A 20,466-nucleotide genomic window follows, 5' to 3' on the forward strand; every position below is an offset into this window, starting at 1 on the left:
GAGGGGCAGGAAAGCATGAAAGTGTCGAAAGAGCAGGTTCGGGAAAACCGGACACGGATTGTTGAAACGGCCTCAGAACTTTTTCGTGAGCGCGGTTACGATGGCGTGGGCGTGGCGGAACTGATGTCAGCGGCAGGCTTAACTCATGGCGGGTTTTACAAGCACTTTGGTTCCAAGGCAGACCTAATGTCAGAAGCGATGAGCTGCGGATTTACGCGTTCTGCAGAAATCACGGCAGGTGTGGACCGGGACAAATTTATTGAATACTACCTCTCCCGACAACATCGCGATGATATGGGGAAAGGGTGCGTGATGTCAGCACTGGGCACCGATACATCCCGTCAGTCTGAGTCAATTAAGGCGACATTTGCCGTCGGAATTGAACGCCAACTCGCCGTTTTAGGAACTGAAAATGGCACACGCGCTGACCTGATAGATACCATCGCCCATCTTGTGGGTGCACTGGTGTTGTCTCGTGCCTGCCCGGATAATTCCGCTCTGGCTGATGAAATTCTGGATGTCTGCCGTGCGCGTCTTGTCAATCACGAAGCCAGTAAGGATTGAATGTGCCGGGCTGGGGGTACTTTTTTCAGCAGTGCATAAAAATAAATCACCAACGTCCGCTGTTGGTACGAAGCGGTTATCTGACAGACCTGAAGGTCCGCTGTGAGCGAGGAGCAGACTTTTGATTCATGACGATTCCCTGTTTCTGCCTGGCTGAACATAACCTATATGCGAAACGCTTGCCCTGGCAATTTCAGAAAGTGCCAATTACTATCCAGAATCTATGGATATGAACATTTTTGGCTTTTTGCCAGCATTACTCCCTGTTGCACTGTCCCCCGGAGCGAGCTTTACTCTCGTTATGAACAGTGCTCTGACAGGAGGTAACAAAGGTTTATTAAGAACCCTCACCGGAACAGCTCTGGGTATATATACCCATGCATTTTTTATAGGGCTTGGTATCACGGCAGTGCTCATCTCGTCGCCAGCAGCGTTTGCTGTGCTTAAAGTAACTGGAACTGTCTATCTGCTTTGGTTAGGCGCGATGCTTATCCGGAGTGGGATAACGGTAAATTCAGGTGGGCTTATTGGTGCAAAGCATTCCGTGACTTTAAAAGAGGCTTGGCTGGCTAATGTTTTGAACCCTAAAGCCATCTTTTTTTATCTGACAGTCGTTTCACAGTTCGCAGGCGCGAAGGGTGGCGTTTGCAACTACCTTATACTGGCATCAGTTCATATAGTGGTTATGAGCATCTGGCTTTTTGCAATCACTCAAACGCTCATATTCTCAGCCCAAAAAACTAACCCATTAATGCTGAAAAAATACGTCAACATTGTCGGCGGGATGATGCTCATTGCTTTTTCTCTACACAGCCTTATCTATTAACTCCTCAGCAAGAGCCATCACGTTCGCTCCTGGCACAAAGGGGACGCACGAGTAAGGTCAGCTAAGCGCTGACTTGGGGACAATAAATTGAGCGGGAGAGGTATGAAACCTCGCTGCATTTGTTAGGCCAGCCACCTGGTTCAGCTGGCCTTAATTTAAAATTTTTTTGTAGGGCAAGTGGTCAGGTCAGCGCGACCCTGACCTTTAGTCCAATAACCAGCGCGGCAAAAAACATTATGCAACCAGCGGCGATGAAAACACCGGTTACGCCGCTGAGACCAAAAAGTAATCCTCCCAACGCAGCACCCGCAGCAATTGAGGACTGAACGGCTGCGACTACCATGCCGCCAGCGGTTTCAGCCTGATTGGGAACGGAACGCGCTACCCAGTTTGACCACGCAACGGGAACGCCACCAAATGCCATTCCCCACAACGCAACGAACAACATCAATCCTGTTTCCTTGAGTGGCAGCAAAATCATGCTTAATGCCGCCACACCAACAAGTGCTGGCATCAGTATCAGGGTAAGACGCAGGCTTTTCTCCATCAGCCACCCGGCAAGCAGCGTTCCGATAAAATTAGCGACGCCAAATCCAAGCAATATCAAAGACAAACGATCCACATCAAGTTGAATAATATTTTCAAGAGCCGGCCGAATATAGGTAAACAGCGCATACTGACCCGTATGGGCAATTACACACCCCGTCATTCCCACCGCAATGCCTGGGCGGCGGAGTAAATCCATGACAGATGCCGTTACCATCATTCGACGCGGAGCCATTGCGGGAAGGGTAAACAGCTGAAAGAGCAGAGTCAGTACGCCTACTGCGGTTGCAGCGATAAAAGCGCTACGCCAGCCATAAAGCCCACCTAAATAGCTTCCCAGCGGGATCGAAACTACGGTTCCGACAGCGATACCGCTAAAAATAACGGAGAGAGCACGCGGGACGCTTTGAGCAGGAACCAGCCGCATAGCTACAGCAGCTGCCATGCTCCAGAAGCCTCCCAGCGCGATGCCCAGCAAGATGCGCATGATTAACAAAACAGCCAGACTGGATGAAAGTGCGACAAGCAGGTTAGAGGCAATCATCAGCACGGTAAAACCCAGCAAAACAGTACGGCGATCATAATTACGCGTCAGGCGGGGAACCATCAGACCCGCAAACAGGGCCACCACAGCCGTTACTGTCACAGCCTGACCAGCGAGCGCTTCGGTCACACCGAGATCGGCGGCCATGGGTGTCAGCAGGCTGGCAGGAAGATATTCTGCTGTCAGTAAGCCAAACACCCCCATAGTCAGTGAAATCACGGCCATCCATGCGGATTCTTTGGGTTCAGAACAGGTTAAACTTGCGGATACAGCTTCAGTTGCTTCATTTCTCATAACACACTCTTTCTGGAGTAAAAAATCACAGCTCCAAGTCTAGAGTCGAGCAGCTGGACGATCTATGATGTCTTACCCTGATTTTTTACCCGAAACTCCGGATATGCATGTGAATAAACATTTTGCCCTGTCATCCGAGCTCATCAGTGAATTGCTGCTGGAAATGCGCCTGCGTGGCGTGCAGTATCGTCGCTTGCAGACGGGTTCTGAGTTTGGCGTCGGTTTTAGCAACAGGCCGGGACACGCCTATTTTCATTACATCGCCGTGGGTACTGCGCTGCTTCGCACAAGTGAGGGTACGCTGCACGAACTGCACGCCGGCAGCATGGTGTTCATGCCGCAGGGTGAGGAGCATCAGCTTTTATCGGATGCCAGCTGTTCATTTCAACATATCGACACGTTCGGCTCTGCGCCATTAGGCGAGGCCGTCAGCGGAATTAACACCTGCCCGAGTTCGCATCCGACACCCAGCACGGTTCTGTTTTATGGCTGTATGGAGTTCGATCTTGGTGGAATGCAGGGCCTGGGTAAACTGATGCCGCAAGCCATCGTGGTTGAGGCAAACGAACAAATTTATCCGGGGCTGGTTCCCGTTCTGGGCGCGATGAAATCGGAAATCTGTTCCGGACGCGCGGGCTTTGCGGGCATTCTGGCACGCCTCGCAGAAGTGGCGGCGGCCATGATTGTGCGTGGATGGATCGAAAACGGTAGCGAGAACGCCGCAGGCCTGATCGCTGCGTTACGTGATCCACGACTTGCCCGCGCCATTCTGGCCATTCATCGTGATACAAGCCGGGAGTGGTCTGTTGCCGAGCTTGCTGCCCAGTCGCATGTGTCGCGTTCTGTTTTTGCTGAACGCTTCAAATCAATCATCGGCATACCTCCCCAGCGCTATGCAAGAGAAGTGCGAATGCGCATCGCGGGTCACTGGATTACTCACGATAAGATCTCAATTGACACCGTTGCTCTACGTCTTGGCTATGCCTCGCAGGCAGCGTTTAGCAGAGCGTTCAAGCGCATCAATGGCTATCCGCCGGGCGCTATGCGTCAGCGAACAGCGAGAGGCGTTATTAAAGATCCTGAGCTAATCAGCCGATAAGTCCGGATCAGCTCTTGTGGCCCGAAGATGCCGCATAACAGGCTCCAGCGGTGCCGCGATAGAAAGCCTGACGTTCTCATTATCAGGCATTTTTTAGCACCTAATGGGTTTAGAAGCAGAAATAAATGTGTTCAGCATCATCAGCAAACAACGGAATCACCAGCATGCATATCGCGTTCAAACCTACATTTTCTGCCGTTTGGTCCACGGATGCACAGGGCATTTGCATTACCAGCCAGGAAAGCCCTGAAGGTCTGATGCCATTACTTAAAGGCATAACGCTTTGTGAGTGGCTTAGCCTCGCGCTGGTAGAGGAAGATGCAAAAATCGCATTGCAGTTGACAGCGGCATTAGAGTTTAGGACGCCTTTTAATATAGAAGTGCCGATCAAATGTCTGGATGGAAAGTTGCGCCATGTGATTGTTTCAGGTCTGCCGGCATGCCAATCAAATGATTCTCATGCACAGTTTAGTGGCTTCGTTTTAGATGTTACCGGACAGCGCAAAGCACTTCAGGACGCGCTGCGTACGGCGACAGAATATCGTCTGTTGATAGAAAACAGTACTGATCTGATCGCCCACTGCGATGCGGAAGGCCGGTACGTGTCGATCTCTCCTTCTTATAGCGAAATGATAGGCTGGTCATCCGATGAAATAGTTGGCCAACTGGTGGTGGACTTCCTGCATCCTGAAGATAGAACACCTGCTGAGGTCGTTCTGGCAAATATCTTCAACGGTGCTGAGTTACCAGACGTCGTTGAGGTGCGCAAGCGGCATCGTAACGGCCACTACATTACACTTGGTACTAAGGCCTGCGGCGTTAGCGATCCCTCTACAGGTAAAAATATCGGGGCAGTGCTGGTTTCGCGCGATATCACCCGAGATAAAGAAAAGATGATGATGCTTGAGCGGCTCGCTACCCGCGACACGTTAACCGGACTGCCAAACCGAGCCTGGATCAACGACAAAGTGCAATCCATGCTGACGCACGTAGAAGATCCTTCGTATACGACTGTACTGTTTATCGATCTAAATGGATTCAAAGCCGTTAACGATTCGATGGGGCACGCAATGGGTGATATGTTGCTGCAGCAGGTAAGCGAACGGCTACAAAGTTGCATGCGCCAAGGCGACTCGTTAGCACGCCAGGGAGGAGACGAGTTTGTCGTGGCAGCAAAGTGCAGTAGTCATGATGCTGCAGCCGGTATTGCACTGCGCCTCATAGACGGCCTGAAAGCTCCTTTTTCTATTAGTGGCGTGGAAGTAAAGATCGGAGCATCGATTGGTATCAGCCTTGCGCGTTTCGGGACGAAAACGGCCAAAACGTTATTCGACAATGCCGATAAAGCGATGTATCAGGCTAAAGCACGACGTGATGGGTCATATCAATTTTTCCGACCTGATACGCTGCCGTTGTAAGAAATTTGCCAGAAGAGGCCATGGCGAACATCGTTGACACCGTTTGGGCATAAAAGGCCCGACTTCCAGTATGATTTTGACTTCTACTGGCATTACAGGTAGCAGTGATGCCCTTTTTAAGCCAATCAGAGAAAGAATAAGAGCGCAATTTAAGGGAAATTGTTCTTATTTTACACCTGTTTTTAAGACGTTCTTCGTTTCTAAAATAATGTAACTAAAAAAAGAGAAAATATTCCCCCCCCAAAAATATTAATTTAAATTTAGTGATGGGTGAATTTAATTTAAATTAATGCTTTGAAAAGGCTTAATTTAACTTAAGTTATTCGTGGTAACTAAAGTGGTTCTTATAATTTCCGGGCGTGATAAATTTGAGTGAAGCCCTTATTAATTTGCCGCGCAGGCAGGGTTAATTTCACTGTCTATAATTTCTGTTCTTCTGCAAATCATCTTGAACTTTTAGAGAATTATAAATGAAAATATCTACACGCCTGGCTGCGGGTTTCAGTCTGCTCATTATTCTTTTCGTATTGTGCACGGGGATTGCTCTGAACGCATTATGGCAGGCGCGGGATGGGATGGAAGATACGGTTAATAACAAGATGAAGCGCTTTACGCTGGTTCAGGATATGCGAGGAATTGCTCGAGATATGGCTATTGCTGTTCGCAACCTGGCGTTACTGAGCGATCCCGTAGAAATGCAGCCTGAATGGCAAAGATTAATCTCGCAGCAGAAAAATTATATTGATAAGCGTCGTGAGCTGGTGGAAAGCATGACGATCAATGTTTCATCTCAAGGGAAGGAGGCTCTTGATAAGGTCGTTTCCTCAGAGAGCGCCGCGATGGAGACCTTAATGATCGCAGGGAAGATGGGACTCGATAACCGTCAGCAGGAAGCAACGGTTTACCTCTTGAAAACTGCACGACCGGCGCAGCAGGCATTAATGGGAGCGCTGGATGCGCTGACGAATATCGAAATGACACTCAGCAAGGAGACAATGGCTGAGAATAGTGCATCCACGACACGCACAGCGTTTATTTTATTAATAATGGCGGCATTCTCGGTGATTATTTCTGGGGTGACCGGTTATTTCATCGTACGCGTACTGATGCGTCAGCTAGGCGGCGAGCCCGCCCAGGCACAAGAACTTGCGGCAGCCATCGCCGCGGGGAATCTGACAACCTCAATAACCTTGCGCCGTAACGATAAGCACAGCCTACTGGCATCGTTAGATCGTATGCAGGAGAGTCTACGTGGGCTGGTATCACAAATTAAAGACTCGGCTGGATCTGTTGCTTTAGCCGCAGATGAGATATCGAAAGGCAACACAGAACTTTCATCACGTACTGAACAGCAGGCCGCTGCGCTTCAGGAAACGGCCGCAAGTATGGAGCAACTTACGGCAACGGTGAAAAGTAACACTGCAGGTGCGCAACAGACGGCACAAGTTGCACGTGGGACAGCAGATCTGGCGCGAGCAGGCGAGGCGGATGTGCAGAAAATGTCGGATACGATGAACGAGATTTCTCTAAGCGCGACAAAAGTGAGGGATATTACTTCAGTCATTGAAAGCATTGCCTTCCAGACCAATATTCTTGCACTCAATGCCGCCGTTGAAGCTGCTCGCGCCGGTGAGGAAGGAAGGGGATTTGCCGTGGTTGCCGGTGAAGTCAGAACGCTAGCACAACGAAGTGCGACTGCTGCGCGGGATATAAAACACCTTATTGAGCAGGCCGTAGGGCAGGTGGAAAGTGGGGTGAATGTGGCGACAGGAACCGGCCAGAGCATCATGAAAATCGTCAGCATGGTAGGTGAGCTCGCGGATGCGATGGACGAGATATCTCTGGCTTCTTCCGAACAAATGCAGGGGATTTCGCAGGTCAGCATTGCCGTTAGTCAAATGGACGGCGTAACACAGAACAATGCTGCATTGGTTGAAGAATCCTCCTCTGCGTCACAAGAGCTTTCTGCTCAGGCGCATGCTTTACGTGGCATGGTTGAAGCGTTCCAGTTGTAATAAATCTCATTTACGTTGGGGCCCTAGTCTGGGCCCCGCATTATTTAATCTTTTTCCTACGACTCCGTGAGAATCAGCCTCAGGCATGCTTATTCTGTGGCTCTACCCGTTAGCCTATAGCTAAGTCGCTAACCAAATCCGATTACCGCAAAGTGGATAACACCTCCATTACAACCCATATTCCCCACGCAGCAGCCCAAACAGCCAATCGTTATGCCACGCATTTCTCAGCCAGTAACTTTCCCGCAGCTCACCTTCTAATACAAAACCGACTTTTTCCAGCAGTCGACGAGAGGGCGTATTGCCTGCGGTGACAGTGGCACTCAAACGTCGAATGCCGCCTTCGCCGAACGCATAGTCACAAATGGCGCGAAGCGATTCGTTCGCATAGCCTTTGCCTTGCGCTTCCGGTGCGAACAGAAAGCCAACTTCGGCACAGTCGCTATCGCGATGAATATAGCCGCTAACACCGATGCAATTGCCCGATTGTTTCTCCCGCACCATCAGACACAGCCAATGCGCGCTGCGTGGCGACCAGATCGGCAATCTTGCTGTGAAATCGGCGTGAATCTTTTCTTCAGATTTTGCATCGGAAACGTAATGCATGACCTGTGGCGAGAGCTGAAGCTGACGGAAGAAAGCCCAGTCGTCTTCGGTGATTTGCGAGCAGGTGAGTCTGAGGGTTTCGAGAAGCAGTTTAGGGGTCACATTTCGCCTTCGTTTGTCGGATACGAAAGTGAATTAAGGTAAACCAGGTCGCCATAAATGGCGACCCTACAAATCACAACTGGAACCGCAACGCCACGCCAAACGCCTGCTCGGCACCGACAATAATCGCCGACGCTTCCTCGCGGAACGGCACGTCGCCGAGCAGCAGGCTGGCTTTCACTTTGCGCAGATCCGTGGTGCGTAAGCTCAATCCTGCCATGCGCGCGCTGCCGTCGTAATCAATCGGCAATCCGACGAAGCGCTGTGTCACATATTCCGCAGAGGCAAAGCGCACCGTCGCCACGCCCGCGTTGAGCACAAACGCGCCTTCCTGACAGGCGGTGAGCTTATCGGCACCAAACAATCGGCTGTAAGGCTGGGCGGCGGCGGCGGGATCCTGCGCCACCACCACGAACTCGACGATATCGCTCACGCCATTGGGATGGACGCGCCACGCGTCCTGCCATACCGAATCCGGTGTGTCATGCTGGCAAAAGAAGCTGCGACCGTTCGGCACCAGTGACGGGCGCAGCCGCACGGTGCGGAAACGCGCGTCCTGCTCGCTGCCGTCCGGCAACGTCACAGGACGGAAAAAGCTCGCGGGCAGATCGCCGTCAATGTCCTGGCTCTCCAGATAGCGCCACACCGCGTCGGCATCCTCGGTTTTCCACACTAAACCGCTGAGGCCAATCGGCGACTGCCATAAATCCTGGCGCAGATTGCCGCGCCCAGCTTCAAACCCCAACAGCTCCAGATAGTTATCACCAAAAATTGCCAGATGATTACTGGAACCGAGCGAGTGATGACCGCGCTCGGTCAGCTGAAATCCCAGGCGACGAAACAGCGCGCTGGCGTCATCCAGCTGGCTGGCAACGTTGATCACCACATGGTCGAGACGTGGAACAGGTACAGAAATCGTCATCGCTTTTCTCCTTGCTCTTAGGGTCACGATGCCAGCGCCTGTTGCTGGCGCAGCGTCAGCAATGCGCGCTGGGCCAGTTCAGTGAAGTAATGCACCGCCGGTTCCAGCATCGCTTCATCCGGATCGAATCCGGAGTGATGCAGGCCAAATTCACTGGCGCTGCCGATGCTGACGAACGCGCCTGGCAGCTGCTGCAGGTAGAAGGCGAAGTCTTCGCCGCCCATTTGTGGCGTGCCAACTTGGGTTTGATAGCCTTGCTCAGCTGCCAGATCCAGCGCGAAATCGGCCCATTGCGGCGTGTTGACCAACGAAGGCGGCCCTTCCTGCCACACCAGATCCGTCTGCGCGCCAAATCCGGTGGCGATGCCATTGATCAGCGCTGTGATTTTCTGTGGGATCTGCGCGCGAATCGCCGCGTTGTGAGTGCGCACCGTGCCTTCCAGTTCCACCGTTTGTGGCAGCACGTTCCAGCTGTTGCCTGCGGTAAAGCGCGTCACGCTGACCACCACCGATTCCAGCGAACTGAATACGCGGCTCGGCAGCGTTTGCAGCGCGGTGACGATGTGACTGCCAATCATGATGCTATCAATGCCTTCATGCGGACGCGCGGCGTGCGCGCCTTTGCCGGTGATAGTGATTTGGAAGCGATCGACGTTGGCATAATAAGCGCCGCCGCGCGTCCGCAGCGTGCCGGTCGGCAGATCCGGCGCGTTGTGCAGCCCGAAAATCGCCTGCACATCTTGCAGTGCGCCCGCTGCGATCAGCTGCTTCGCGCCGGTGAAAATCTCCTCGGCAGGCTGAAACAGAATGCGCACGCGGCCGGGCAGGTGGGATTCGATGCGTTTCAGCTGCTGCGCGACACCCAGCATCACGCTGCTATGCAGATCGTGGCCGCAGGCGTGCATCACGCCCGGCTGCTGCGATCGCCACGCGTGATCGCTTTGCTCGTCGATGGGCAGGGCGTCGATGTCGGCACGCAGCGCAATCAGCGGTTCGCCGTGACCAATTTCTGCCACAACACCGGTTTTCAGCTCCAGCGGCAGCAGCTTGACGTTCAGCTCCTGCAGCCAGCGGGTAAGGCGTTTAGTGGTGGCAAATTCCTGATCCGACAATTCGGGATGCTGATGCAGCTCGCGTCGCCAGCGCACCAGCTGTTGATGGGAAAGATCCGTCATGGTCATCCTTGTGTGTGTTCAGGTAAGAAAGGTTCGCCGAGCGTCAGCATCAGGCGGTTAGCCCAGGCGAAGAAGGCGGCGGATTGAATCAGGTCCAGCAGCGCCAGCGTGCTGAATCCCTGATCGCGCAGCGCCTGCAGCTGTTTCAGGCTGGTGGCGGCAGGCGTGATCGATAAGGTGGCGACCAGATCGATCTGCGCCGCCCAGCGCGCCGATTGTCCGTGTGACAGCTCCGCGCCCGGCGCGACATTCAGCAGCTTCTGCACCGACGGTTCATCTTTCGACAGCTGGCTGGCTTTGCGCGCATGCACCGAGGCGCAGTAGATGCAGCCGTTGACCTTGCTCACCACCGTGGCGGCGAGTTCTCGCTCGGCGCGTGAAAGTCCGCCTGCGGTGTAGAAGATGCCTTTATCGGTTAGCGTGCGCTGCTCGAGCAGCGGCTGATTGCGGCCCAGCAGGCGGAAGTAATCAGAGTCGCTGTGGCCGAATTTCGCCAGCGTTGCCTGCTCTTCAGCGCTAAATTCATGCAGCGGTTTCGCCGCCAGCCACGGTTCCCAGCCCAGTTCCTGTTGGGTAAAGGCGGTGAGGGCGGTTTTACCGCTGACGGTGAGCGGCGCATCGTGCCATTTACCGGCAACCGCATGTGGCTGCGACGCCGTCTCTTCGCCGTTGAGCAAACGCAAACCCGCGAGTAAGCGGCTCTGGAAGCTGACAAAGGCAATCAGTTGCGCCAGTGTGACGATACCGCGCGGCGACCAGCCGGCAGTTTGCAGTTTCTCGATGTGCTGCGGCGCGGCATCAACCGGATGCAGGCTCAGCAGTTCCGCAAACGCCAGACCCGCAGCGAAGCGCGCGTTTTGCGGCTGATCGTGCTGGCGGTAATGCGCTTCAAGACTTGACGCACCATGCCAGGCCGCAACCTGCGCGGCGAGGGCGAAGCGCTCTGCTAACGGCAAATCTTCATCATCTTGCGAAAACAGCACGTCGTAGCTGCCTTGGGTATGCTGGGTGGCGGCATGACGCTCGGCACGGGCCTGCGCCAGTTCAGACGCGGGATCGATATCCGCCAGCGCGGCCAGTAAATCTGTCGGTTGAGACATGAAATTCTCCAGTTTGACTTTAGAAGGTCACCATAAATGGCGACCCTACAAAACCTGCGTAGGGTCGCCATTCATGGCGACCGCTAATCACCTAGCCACGCAGCGCGGGCGCAATATGTTCCGCAATCAATTCGATGGAACGCAGAGTGTCGGCGTGTGGCGGATCGATCGAGTGCACCTGGAAGCTGATATCGGTGACGCGCTGCAGCGATGTATCGGCCAGCAGCGATTGCCGCACCTGGTCGGCATCGCCGAAATGTGCATCCAGCTGACGCGCCTGTTCGTCCAGCGTGTGGCCAATCACATGTCCTGATTCGCGGAAATGCTGCGCCTGGCGCTGCAAGCCCGGTTCGGCAAGGCGGCGCGCGTAGTCACGGGAATCAGCCACAAAGGCGGTGCGCGATGCCAGAATACGGGGCGCAATGCCCGCCGGTAATGCCGCCAGATAGGCATCGATCATCGGGTTCTGCATCTGATCCAGCGGCAAATCCGGCTGGCCCGCCGGACGCGGTTGGGTGCGCGACAGCATCAAACCGTGCCCAGCTTGTCCCGCGCGCGCGGCGCCTTCCGCCGAGAAGGTGGCGATCCACACGCGCTGCGCCAGTGTCGGCGCAGCGGGATAAAGATGGTTATCCGGATGGCCCAGCGTATCGCCGCGCCAGGCGCTCAGCAGCTGATGCAGATGATCGGCAAACACGCTAGCGCGCTGGTCGATAGTGATGCCGAACGGCAGAAACGAGGTCGCGGTGCCGCCCGATCCTAACCCGACCTCGAGGCGACCGTTGCTTAGCAGATCCAGCACCGCCGCATCTTCGGCGACGCGCAGCGCGTTCTCCATCGCCAGCGTGATGATGCCGGTACCAAGGCGAATGATGCGGGTGTGCGCGGCAACGTGGGCCAGAAACAGCAGTGGCGACGGCAAGCCGCCTTCTTTCTCGTGAAAGTGGTGCTGCGCAATCCATGCACTGTCAAAACCGTTGCGCTCGGCGTGCTGAATCTGTTCAGTTGCCAGGCGATAGCGCTGTTGTGCGCTGGTGTCATCCAGCAGACGGGTGAAAAATCCAATGCGTTTACGCGTCATGCAGACTCCTTAATCAGCGGACGGAAAGCGGGAATCGCGTCAATCAGCGATCGGGTATACGGATGCTGAGGCGCGTTAAATAGCGTGACGGTGTCACCTTGCTCCACCACTTCACCGGCGCGCAGCACGGTCACGCTGTGCGCAATGCGGCGCACGGTGGCGAGGTCGTGGGTGATAAACAGATAAGTGAGGCCGAGCTCGCGTTGCAGTTGTTGCAGTAGTTGCAGAATTTGCGCCTGAACCGTGACATCCAGCGCCGAAGTCGCTTCATCCAGCACCAGAATCGCCGGTTGCAGAATCAGGGCGCGGGCGATGGCTACGCGCTGACGCTGGCCGCCGGATAATTCGCGCGGTTTGCGCGTCAGCAATTCCAGCGGTAACGCTACGCGCTGCGCCACCGCGGCGACGCGTTCCCGGCGCTCTTCGCTGCTGAGCTTCTCAAAGTTACGCAGCGGTTCCTCAATGATGGCGAACAGCGTCTGGCGCGGATCGAGCGAGGCAAACGGGTTCTGATACACAAACTGAATCTTGCGGCGCAATTGGCGTTGCGCTTCACCGCGCAGCGCGGTGGCGTCGATGCCATCGATCACCACGCGGCCGCTGTCGGCCTGCTCAAAGCCTGAAAGAATGCGCGCCAGCGTGGTTTTCCCCGAGCCGGATTCGCCAACCAGCGCGTGCGTGGTGCCGCGCGCCACCGTGACGCACACCTCTTTCGCCACCTGTAACTGCTGCTGGCGACCAAGTGAAAACTGTTTATTAATGCCGGAGAGCTGAATCGCCGGTGACGAGAAGTTGGCTTGAGTCGGCACGGACAGCGCGCTGTCGCCTGGATCGGCATCCTTTAATAGCTGCCGCGTATAAGCATGTTTCGGCGCGTTGATCACCTGCGCCGCCGGGCCTTGTTCCTGCACTTCGCCATGACGAAATACCAGCAGGCGATCGGCGCGTTCTGCCGCTAGCGCCAAATCGTGCGTGACAAACAGCACTGCCGTGCCAGATTCACGGCGCAGCACATCCAGCAGATCGAGAATGCGTTTTTGCACCGTGACATCCAGCGCGCTGGTGGGTTCATCGGCAATGATAATCTGCGGACGCAGGGCGAGGGCGATGGCAATCAATACGCGCTGTTTCATGCCGCCGGAGAGCTGATGCGGATACTGCTTGAGGCGCTGTTCCGGATGGCTCAGTCCTACTTTTTGCAACAGCTCCAGCACGCGTTGCTGGCGTTCGGCCTTGCTGATTTTCAGGTGCAGCTGCAGCATTTCACCGACCTGATCGCCAATGGTTTTCACCGGATTAAGCGAGTTGCCCGGATCCTGCGGCACCAAGCTGATGCTGACGCCGCGCAGGCTATCAAGACGTTTGGATGACCAGCCGGCGATATCGGTGCCGTTCAGCACAATCCTGCCGCTGTCACGGCGACCGTTTTCCGCCATCAAACCAATAATCGCCTGCGCGGTGGTGGTTTTGCCGGAGCCGGATTCCCCGACCAGCGCCACCATTTCACCGGGCTGCAACTCAAAGCTGACGTTGTGAACCACCGCGCGCCACTCGCCGCGCTGGCGATAGCTAAGGGTTAAATTTTCAATGGCTAATAACGCGCTCATGCGTCACCTCCGGCCAGTTGACGGCTAATGCGGTTAGCGGCCAGCACCACGGCGACCACCACAATGCCGGGGAAAGTTGTGAGCCACCACGCGGTCGCCAGATAGTTACGTCCTTCAGCCATCAATAATCCCCATTCGGGCGTTGGCGGCGGCGTGCCGTAGCCGAGAAAGCTCAGCGTCGACAGCGCCAGAATCGCCTGACCAAACTGCAAAGCGGCGAAGGCGATCACCGCCGTCAGCGAGTTGGGTAGAATGTGGCGCCACAACACGCGCCAGAAACTGCCGCCGCTGCCGTAAGCCGCTTCGACGAATTCACTGCGGCGCACGCGCACCACTTCGCCGCGCGCCAGGCGGGCAAAACTGACAATTGAGGCGATGCCCACCGCCAGCGCGGCGTGAACGGTGCCGAAACCCAGCAAAATCAGAATGCTGAGCGACAGCAGCAGCGAGGGAATTGACAGCAGCACATCGACTAAGCGCATCAGCCAGTTCTCGGTGCGCCCGCCAATCGCGCCTGCCAGCACGCCGAGCGTGGTGCCGCCAATCAGCCCCATCGCCACGGCTGCGACCGCCGCCGACAGCGACTGTGACGAACCATAGATAATGCGCGTGTAGAGATCGCGGCCTAGCTGATCGGTGCCGAGCCAGTACGCGGCCTGCGGCGGCAGACGCTGCGCGCCGGGCACGCCTTCAGTCGGGCTGAAATGGGTAAACAGGCCAGGCGCAAACGCCGCCAGCAGCGCCAGCAGCATTACGCCCCATGCCAGCCATAATCCGGGCTGGATATTGAACACGCGCGGGGTGCTGATTTTTTGCCGTGCAGTTGAGTAGTCGACCAGGCTCATCGTTGGCCTCCGGCAATGGATTGCAGACGCGGATCGAACAGTGGCATCAGCGCATCGACCAGCAGGTTAATCAGCACAAACGCCAGCGCCGAAATCATCACCACCGCCTGCAACACTGCGACGTCCTGATTATTCACCGCCTGCTGCGTTAGCTGGCCGACGCCGCTCAGGCCAAACACCGTTTCGGTAATCAGCGCACCGGCAATCAATTCACCAAGCAGCAAGCCGGCAACGTTTAGCACCGGCAGCAGCGCATTGCGCATCACGTGATGCCATAACACATGGCTTTCGCTGGCGCCTTTGGCGCGCGCCACCGCCACGAACGGCTGGGTTGACACCTGATCGATGCTGCGCAACAGAATCTGCGCCAGCGGCGCGGAGATCGGGATCGCCACGGTAATCACCGGCAGAATCAAACCCTGCAGCGCCGATGGATTGATCACCGGAATCCAGCGCAGCTGGAAGGAGAACAGCTGAATTAGCGCGATGCCGAGCCAGAAGGTCGGCAGCGAGATAAACAGCGCCGGTACCGATTGCAGCACGGAACGCAGGAAGCGCAGCGCTGGCAAGCGCGATAACGCCGCCAGCGCGAACGCAATAATCGTTGCCAGTGCAAAGCCGAGCAGCGCCAGTTGCAGCGTGGCGGGCAGGTTGCTGATCAGCTGTTCGCTGACCGGCACGCCCGCCTGCACCGAGTAACCAAAATCACCGCGCAGCATCGCCAGCAGCGTGTGCACGTACTGCTGCCAGAGCGGATTATCCGCGCCGTAAGCCAGTCGCATTTCGGCGATTTGATCCGGGCTGAGGCCCAGATCCGGATTCTGAAACTTGATCAGCACCGCATCGCCGGGCAGCACCTGCAGCAGAAAGAACGACAGGGTAAACGCGGCCCACAGCACCAAAACGCTTTGACCCACTCTTCGCAGCAGTGAACGTTGCATCATTAACCTGCCTTAGTGTTTTTCCAGCCACGCGCCGTAGAACGACGGACGACCCACAGCTTCAAAATTCACGCCTTTCAGCCAAGGCGCACCGGCAAACACCTGCGGTTCTTCAAAGATCGGAATCACATAGGCCTGATCGAGCAGATAACGCTGCGCATCGCCGGTCACCGCCAGGCGTTTCGCCGGGTCGACTTCCGATGAGATAGCCAGTAACAGCGTGTTGAGCTTGTCGTCGCGGAAGTTCTGCACTTTGTCGCTGGAGCCGCCTTTCTGCAGCAGCGCATCGCGGTTGGTTGGATAGAACTGGCTCTTCACCACGTCAGGATCGGCGCGGCCCACTTCGGATACCACTAGCGGGGTTTTTAGCGGATCGAGGTTATCCAGCACGCGGCTGCCGGCATCACCGGCTTTCACCGCCAGCGCAACGCCAACCTGACGCCACTGTTGTGCCACCAGCTGCAGCACCTCTTTGTTCTGCGGCTGCGGCAGCGATTCATAAATGGTCAGCGCCAGTTTCTTGCCATCCTTCTCGCGGATGCCGTCGCTGCCCGGTTTCCAGCCCGCTTCATCCAGCAGTTTTTTCGACAACGCCGGATCGAATTTCAGCTTGTCGGCCAGGTTAACGTAACCGGCCGCCGAAGTGGCGATCACTGAGGTAGCCTGCGGATAGTTTGGGGAAAACAGGGTTTGCACCACTTGCTGCGCGTTGGTGGCGTGCAGCAGCGCCTGGCGTACTTTCACATCGCTGACCAGTGGGTTATCCGGGCGGAAGCTGATGCTGTCGTTAACACCGCGCGTGGGTGCCGCGTAAATCGGGAAGTTTTGCTGCTGCGCCTGCTTTTCGTCGTAGGCTTGCACCTGACGAATAAAGTCGGCCTGACCCGCCAGCAGCGCGCCGATGCGCACGCTGTCTTCCGGCGTGACGATGAATTTAATGCCGTCGAGATTGGCTGGACCTTGCTGGGCGAGATTTTTCGGGCCCCATTGGTAATCTTTGCGCGCGGTTAAATCGACTTCGCGCCCGAGTTTTTCATCGCTGACCACAAATGGACCGGAACCGATAATATGACGCGCATCGCCGAGTTGATCGAAGCTACGTTGCAGCGTGCTGAGAGAAACCAGGCCCGAGCCAATCGTTGCGGTGCCCTGTAAAAAACCGGGAGACGGTTTTTTGAAATAGAATTTCACCGTCTGAGGATCAATAACTTCACTGCGGTCGTAATTGTTGATCACTTCGGAAACCGGCAGGCGCTGGGCTTTATTTCCCAGACCGTAAGTATCAAAGTTTTTGGCTACCGCATTGGCATCTAAGGGCGTGCCATCGGAGAAGGTGACGCCGGGACGAATTTTAAAGGTATATTCGGTTTTATCCGCGTTGCTGCTCCAGCTTTCGGCAATCCAGGGTTCAACTTGTAATGTTTTTGGATTCTGCCACGTCAGTTTATCGGTGATTTGATTCAGAATTCCGCCATTGGGATAAAAGCCACCGGCGGGGGGATAAAGGTTGGTATGCGCCTGTTGTTCGAGATAAACCAGCGTGCCGCCTTTGACGGACGTGTCTGCCGCGTGGGCGCTAAAAATCCCTGATAGCAGGGCCAAACTCAACGCCTGCAAGTGAAAATGCTTAGTCATGGTGTTTCCCTTTTTAATCAATAGCCCGACGGGCGGTTTTCATCATTGAATGCCGCACACGGGAGTTGAACCAAGGAATTGCACTAAGCTTTGCTAAAAAAAATAAATAGGCGTTTGGAACGCTATTTATGGCGACCTGATTATTGCGGAACATATATTGAGGTCGCCATAAATGGCGACCCTACGGTGTTTTTTTCGTAGGGTGCGCATTAATGCGCACCTTTTTACATCACGCCCATTAAACGCGGTAACCACAGCGATATCGCCGGAATATAGGTAATTAACATCAGCACAATAAACAACATGCCATAGAAGGGCAGCATGGCGCTGACCACTTGCTCAATCTTTTGCTTGCTCACTGCGCTGGCGACAAATAATACCGTGCCAACCGGTGGCGTAATTAAACCGATGCCGAGGTTGGTTAGCATGATCATGCCGAAATGCACCGGATCGACGCCCAGCGCGGTGGCTACCGGTAACAGTACCGGGGTCAGAATCAGGATCAGCGGCGCCATATCCATTAACGTTCCCACCACCAGCAACAGCAGGTTGATACACATCAAAATCACATACTTGTTGCTGGAGAATTGGGTAAAGGCTTCGGTAATGATGGTCGGTAATTGCATAAAGGTCATCACCGCACCGAAACCGGCAGCGAAGGCGATCAACACCATCACAATGGTTACCGTTTTGATGGTGCGGAATACCAGAATATGCAATTGCGTCCATTTGAAATCACGGTAAATAAACATGGTGACAAAGAACGCCCAGATGCAGGCGATGGCCGCCGATTCTGAGGCAGTGAAAACGCCCGAAAGAATCCCGCCGAGAATGATGAAGATGGTGAACAGTCCCCAAAACGCATCGAAGAAGATTTTCACCGCCTGCTTATAAGGGATGCGTTCGCCTTTTGGATATCCGCGTTTACGTGCAAAGGCAAGGCACATGACCATCAAACAGAAACCCAGCAGCAGGCCAGGAATAATCCCGGCGACAAACAGCGAAGAGATGGTGACAACGCCGCCGGTGGCGAGCGAATAAATCACCGAGTTATGGCTGGGCGGGGTTAAAACTGCCTGAACCGAGCCGCTGGCGGTCACCGCCGCAGCGAAATCACGTGGATAACCTTTCTCCTCCATCTGCGGAATCATCACCGACCCAATCGAGGCGGTATCCGCTACCGAAGATCCCGAAATCGCGCCAAAGAAGGTTGAGGCGACGATATTCACCAGCGACAAACCACCGCGAATAAAGCCAACGAAAATATAGGCGAAGTTAACCAACCGTCGCGCAATGCCGCCTTCCGCCATAATCGCGCCAGCCAAAATAAAGAAGGGAATGGTCAGCAGCGAAAACTTATTGATGCCGTTGGTAATCTGAATTACCACCGCTTCCAGCGGTAAGTCGATCCACCATGCGCCAATAAACGCGCTTAATCCAACGGCGAATGCCACGGGAAAACCCACCAGCAGCAACACCACCAAACTGCCTATCAAAATCAGTGCGTCCATTTTCTTCTCCGCTTAGTGGGTGCCGCCAAGAGTCACGATGGCGCGTTGGCTTTGATCGCCATTAACCAATCGCTCAATCACAAACAACAGCGTAAAGATCGCGCCAACCGGAATCGGCAAATACATTTCGCCGTAGGTCACCACCGGCAATGAGGCCAGCGTTTGCACCCACATCGCTTCGCACAGGTTGTAACTGGCGCGGAAAATCACCAGACAGGTGATGATCATCAGCGCATCAGACAACTTCAGCAGCCAGCGCTGATTGGCGGGCGAGAGCCGGTCGGTCATCATCGACACGCAAATATGCGTGCCGGCGCGGAACCCGACTGGCGCACCAATAAAGGTAAAGATGATCATGCAAATGATGGCGACCGGTTCGGGCCAGGATAACGCGTCGTTCAACACATAGCGTGAGAAAATCCCGATGGGAATCACCGTTACCATGATCAGCAAGGCGACGGCGGCAATCGCCATGCACAGCAAATAAAGCCCATCCATCAGACGAGAATATGCAGTCATAATATTTACCTGGTTAAAACGCCACGCAGGCACGTGGCGTGGAGAGGATTACTTCACATCAGCAATTTGTTTCATCAAATCCTGATATTTGCCGCCAAACTGATCGCGCACCGGCTGCGTGGCTTTCATGAAGGTTTCACGGTCGGTTTGCTGGAAGGTCACGCCACCGGCTTTCATCTTCTCGATGGATTGCTGGGTATAGGCTGCCCAAAGCTGGCGTTCTTCCTCCTGCGCCTCTTTGCCTAATTTCTTCAGCAACGCCTGGTCATCCGCCGAGAGACGATTCCACAATGGTTTGGAGTAGAGAATCATTTCAGGCTGAATAAAGTGCCCGCTCAGCGTGTAGTACTTGGCAACGGGCATATAGTTGTGGGCGACAAAAGTTGGCGGGTTGTTTTCAGTGCCATCCACCACGCCGGTTTGCATGGCGCTAAACACTTCGCTCACGCCCATGGCGACCGGATTCGCTCCCATCGCTTTCAAGGTCGCCAAAGAGATCGCACTGTTTTGCACGCGGATTTTCATGCCCTTGAGATCTTCGGGTTTGGCGATCGGCTTTTTGGTGATCATGTTGCGCACGCCGGCATCGGTCCAGCCGAGGAAAATCATGCGGGCGTTGGGATCGTTATCGAATTTCTCGACGATACTTTTCCCGATATCACCATCCAGCACCTTGTGCATATGATCTTCATCGCGAAAAACATACGGCAAGGTTAATACGCTGGTTTCCGGCGCGATGCTGGTGACCGGTGCCAGCGAAACACGAATCATATCAATCGCGCCCAGTTGCACCTGCTGCAGCGTTTGGTCTTCATCACCCAATACGCCACCGGCGTAAACCTTCATCTCTAACCGCCCGTCAGTGGCTTTTTTCAGCTTCTCGCCCATGTGTTCAAGTGCTACCACGGTGGGATAACCCGCCGGTTGTACTTCGGCCACTTTGATGACTTTAGCGGACGCCACGGCAGGGCAAAACGCTGCCGCAGAGGATAACGAAACGACCAGAAGTAATTTTTTAAACGTCATGCTTTTTCTCCAGCTAAGGGGGAGGCAGGAAGGTGCGGCGCATTGATTTTGTCGAGAGGTGCCGCGTGGTGCCAGCATAGAGAAAATAGT

18 protein-coding genes are annotated in these 20,466 nt (G+C 54.9%); 5 read left to right on the forward strand and 13 right to left on the reverse strand.

All coding sequences use genetic code 11. From position 1 onward, the window contains the following. Positions 1–15: 15 nt before the first annotated feature. Positions 16–564 (forward strand): TetR/AcrR family transcriptional regulator, encoded by a 549-nt coding sequence (locus tag AC6I8A_RS20675; protein ID WP_265302945.1) that lies wholly within the window; start codon positions 16–18, stop codon positions 562–564. Positions 565–787: 223 nt separating this feature from the next. After that, positions 788–1,390, forward strand: coding sequence for a LysE family translocator (locus AC6I8A_RS20680; protein WP_265302947.1), 603 nt, complete (start codon positions 788–790; stop codon positions 1,388–1,390). A 181-nt stretch (positions 1,391–1,571) separates the two neighbouring features. On the opposite strand, the gene AC6I8A_RS20685 is transcribed toward AC6I8A_RS20680, so the two are convergent. Beyond that, positions 1,572–2,774 (reverse strand): MFS transporter, encoded by a 1,203-nt coding sequence (locus tag AC6I8A_RS20685; RefSeq protein ID WP_497819080.1) that lies wholly within the window; start codon positions 2,772–2,774, stop codon positions 1,572–1,574. 64 nt (positions 2,775–2,838) lie between these two features. Between AC6I8A_RS20685 and AC6I8A_RS20690 the strand changes: the two genes are divergently transcribed. From AC6I8A_RS20690 to AC6I8A_RS20700, 3 genes are all read left to right on the forward strand, one after another. After that, entirely contained in the window at positions 2,839–3,873 is a 1,035-nt protein-coding gene (locus AC6I8A_RS20690; protein ID WP_293793940.1) for an AraC family transcriptional regulator, read from the forward strand. A 164-nt stretch (positions 3,874–4,037) separates the two neighbouring features. Further along, a complete protein-coding gene (locus AC6I8A_RS20695; RefSeq protein WP_265303505.1) occupies positions 4,038–5,291 on the forward strand; it encodes a sensor domain-containing diguanylate cyclase in 1,254 nt (417 codons plus the stop codon). Positions 5,292–5,761: 470 nt separating this feature from the next. Next, positions 5,762–7,306 (forward strand): methyl-accepting chemotaxis protein, encoded by a 1,545-nt coding sequence (locus AC6I8A_RS20700; protein WP_497819081.1) that lies wholly within the window; start codon positions 5,762–5,764, stop codon positions 7,304–7,306. A gap of 168 nt (positions 7,307–7,474) precedes the next feature. Here the strand turns inward: AC6I8A_RS20700 and AC6I8A_RS20705 are convergent, their stop codons facing one another. From AC6I8A_RS20705 to AC6I8A_RS20760, 12 genes are all read right to left on the reverse strand, one after another. Then, entirely contained in the window at positions 7,475–8,014 is a 540-nt protein-coding gene (locus AC6I8A_RS20705) for a GNAT family N-acetyltransferase (RefSeq protein ID WP_497819082.1), read from the reverse strand. A gap of 73 nt (positions 8,015–8,087) precedes the next feature. Further along, positions 8,088–8,936 (reverse strand): VOC family protein, encoded by an 849-nt coding sequence (locus tag AC6I8A_RS20710; RefSeq protein WP_497819083.1) that lies wholly within the window; start codon positions 8,934–8,936, stop codon positions 8,088–8,090. Positions 8,937–8,959: 23 nt separating this feature from the next. After that, a complete protein-coding gene (locus tag AC6I8A_RS20715; protein ID WP_497819084.1) occupies positions 8,960–10,111 on the reverse strand; it encodes an amidohydrolase in 1,152 nt (383 codons plus the stop codon). Between the two features lie 2 nt (positions 10,112–10,113). After that, positions 10,114–11,211 (reverse strand): alkylhydroperoxidase domain protein, encoded by a 1,098-nt coding sequence (locus AC6I8A_RS20720; RefSeq protein WP_293793925.1) that lies wholly within the window; start codon positions 11,209–11,211, stop codon positions 10,114–10,116. Between the two features lie 91 nt (positions 11,212–11,302). Then, positions 11,303–12,292, reverse strand: a complete 990-nt coding sequence (locus AC6I8A_RS20725) for a putative FMN-dependent luciferase-like monooxygenase (RefSeq protein ID WP_497819085.1) — start codon at positions 12,290–12,292, stop codon at positions 11,303–11,305. Continuing rightward, on the reverse strand, positions 12,289–13,899 hold the full coding sequence (locus AC6I8A_RS20730) for a dipeptide ABC transporter ATP-binding protein (RefSeq protein ID WP_497819086.1): 1,611 nt from the start codon (positions 13,897–13,899) through the stop codon (positions 12,289–12,291). Before AC6I8A_RS20730 ends, AC6I8A_RS20725 begins: the two co-directional genes overlap by 4 nt. Continuing rightward, positions 13,896–14,744 carry an ABC transporter permease gene (locus tag AC6I8A_RS20735; protein WP_497819087.1) on the reverse strand — a complete coding sequence of 283 codons (849 nt, stop codon included), beginning with the start codon at positions 14,742–14,744 and terminating at the stop codon, positions 13,896–13,898. Before AC6I8A_RS20735 ends, AC6I8A_RS20730 begins: the two co-directional genes overlap by 4 nt. Further along, positions 14,741–15,685, reverse strand: a complete 945-nt coding sequence (locus tag AC6I8A_RS20740; RefSeq protein ID WP_277966697.1) for an ABC transporter permease — start codon at positions 15,683–15,685, stop codon at positions 14,741–14,743. The genes AC6I8A_RS20735 and AC6I8A_RS20740 overlap by 4 nt, the downstream gene beginning before the upstream one ends. Positions 15,686–15,697: 12 nt before the next feature. Further along, positions 15,698–17,320: a TIGR04028 family ABC transporter substrate-binding protein gene (locus tag AC6I8A_RS20745; RefSeq protein WP_497819088.1), complete on the reverse strand. Its 1,623-nt coding sequence runs from the start codon at positions 17,318–17,320 to the stop codon at positions 15,698–15,700. Positions 17,321–17,544: 224 nt separating this feature from the next. Next, positions 17,545–18,831 carry a TRAP transporter large permease gene (locus AC6I8A_RS20750; protein WP_497819089.1) on the reverse strand — a complete coding sequence of 429 codons (1,287 nt, stop codon included), beginning with the start codon at positions 18,829–18,831 and terminating at the stop codon, positions 17,545–17,547. Between the two features lie 12 nt (positions 18,832–18,843). Next, positions 18,844–19,350, reverse strand: a complete 507-nt coding sequence (locus AC6I8A_RS20755; protein ID WP_256698800.1) for a TRAP transporter small permease — start codon at positions 19,348–19,350, stop codon at positions 18,844–18,846. Between the two features lie 48 nt (positions 19,351–19,398). Next, positions 19,399–20,376 carry a TRAP transporter substrate-binding protein gene (locus AC6I8A_RS20760; protein ID WP_479490660.1) on the reverse strand — a complete coding sequence of 326 codons (978 nt, stop codon included), beginning with the start codon at positions 20,374–20,376 and terminating at the stop codon, positions 19,399–19,401. Between the last annotated feature and the right edge of the window lie 90 nt (positions 20,377–20,466).

Source organism: Pantoea sp. X-Soil-ISGK-275 (genome assembly GCF_059730795.1).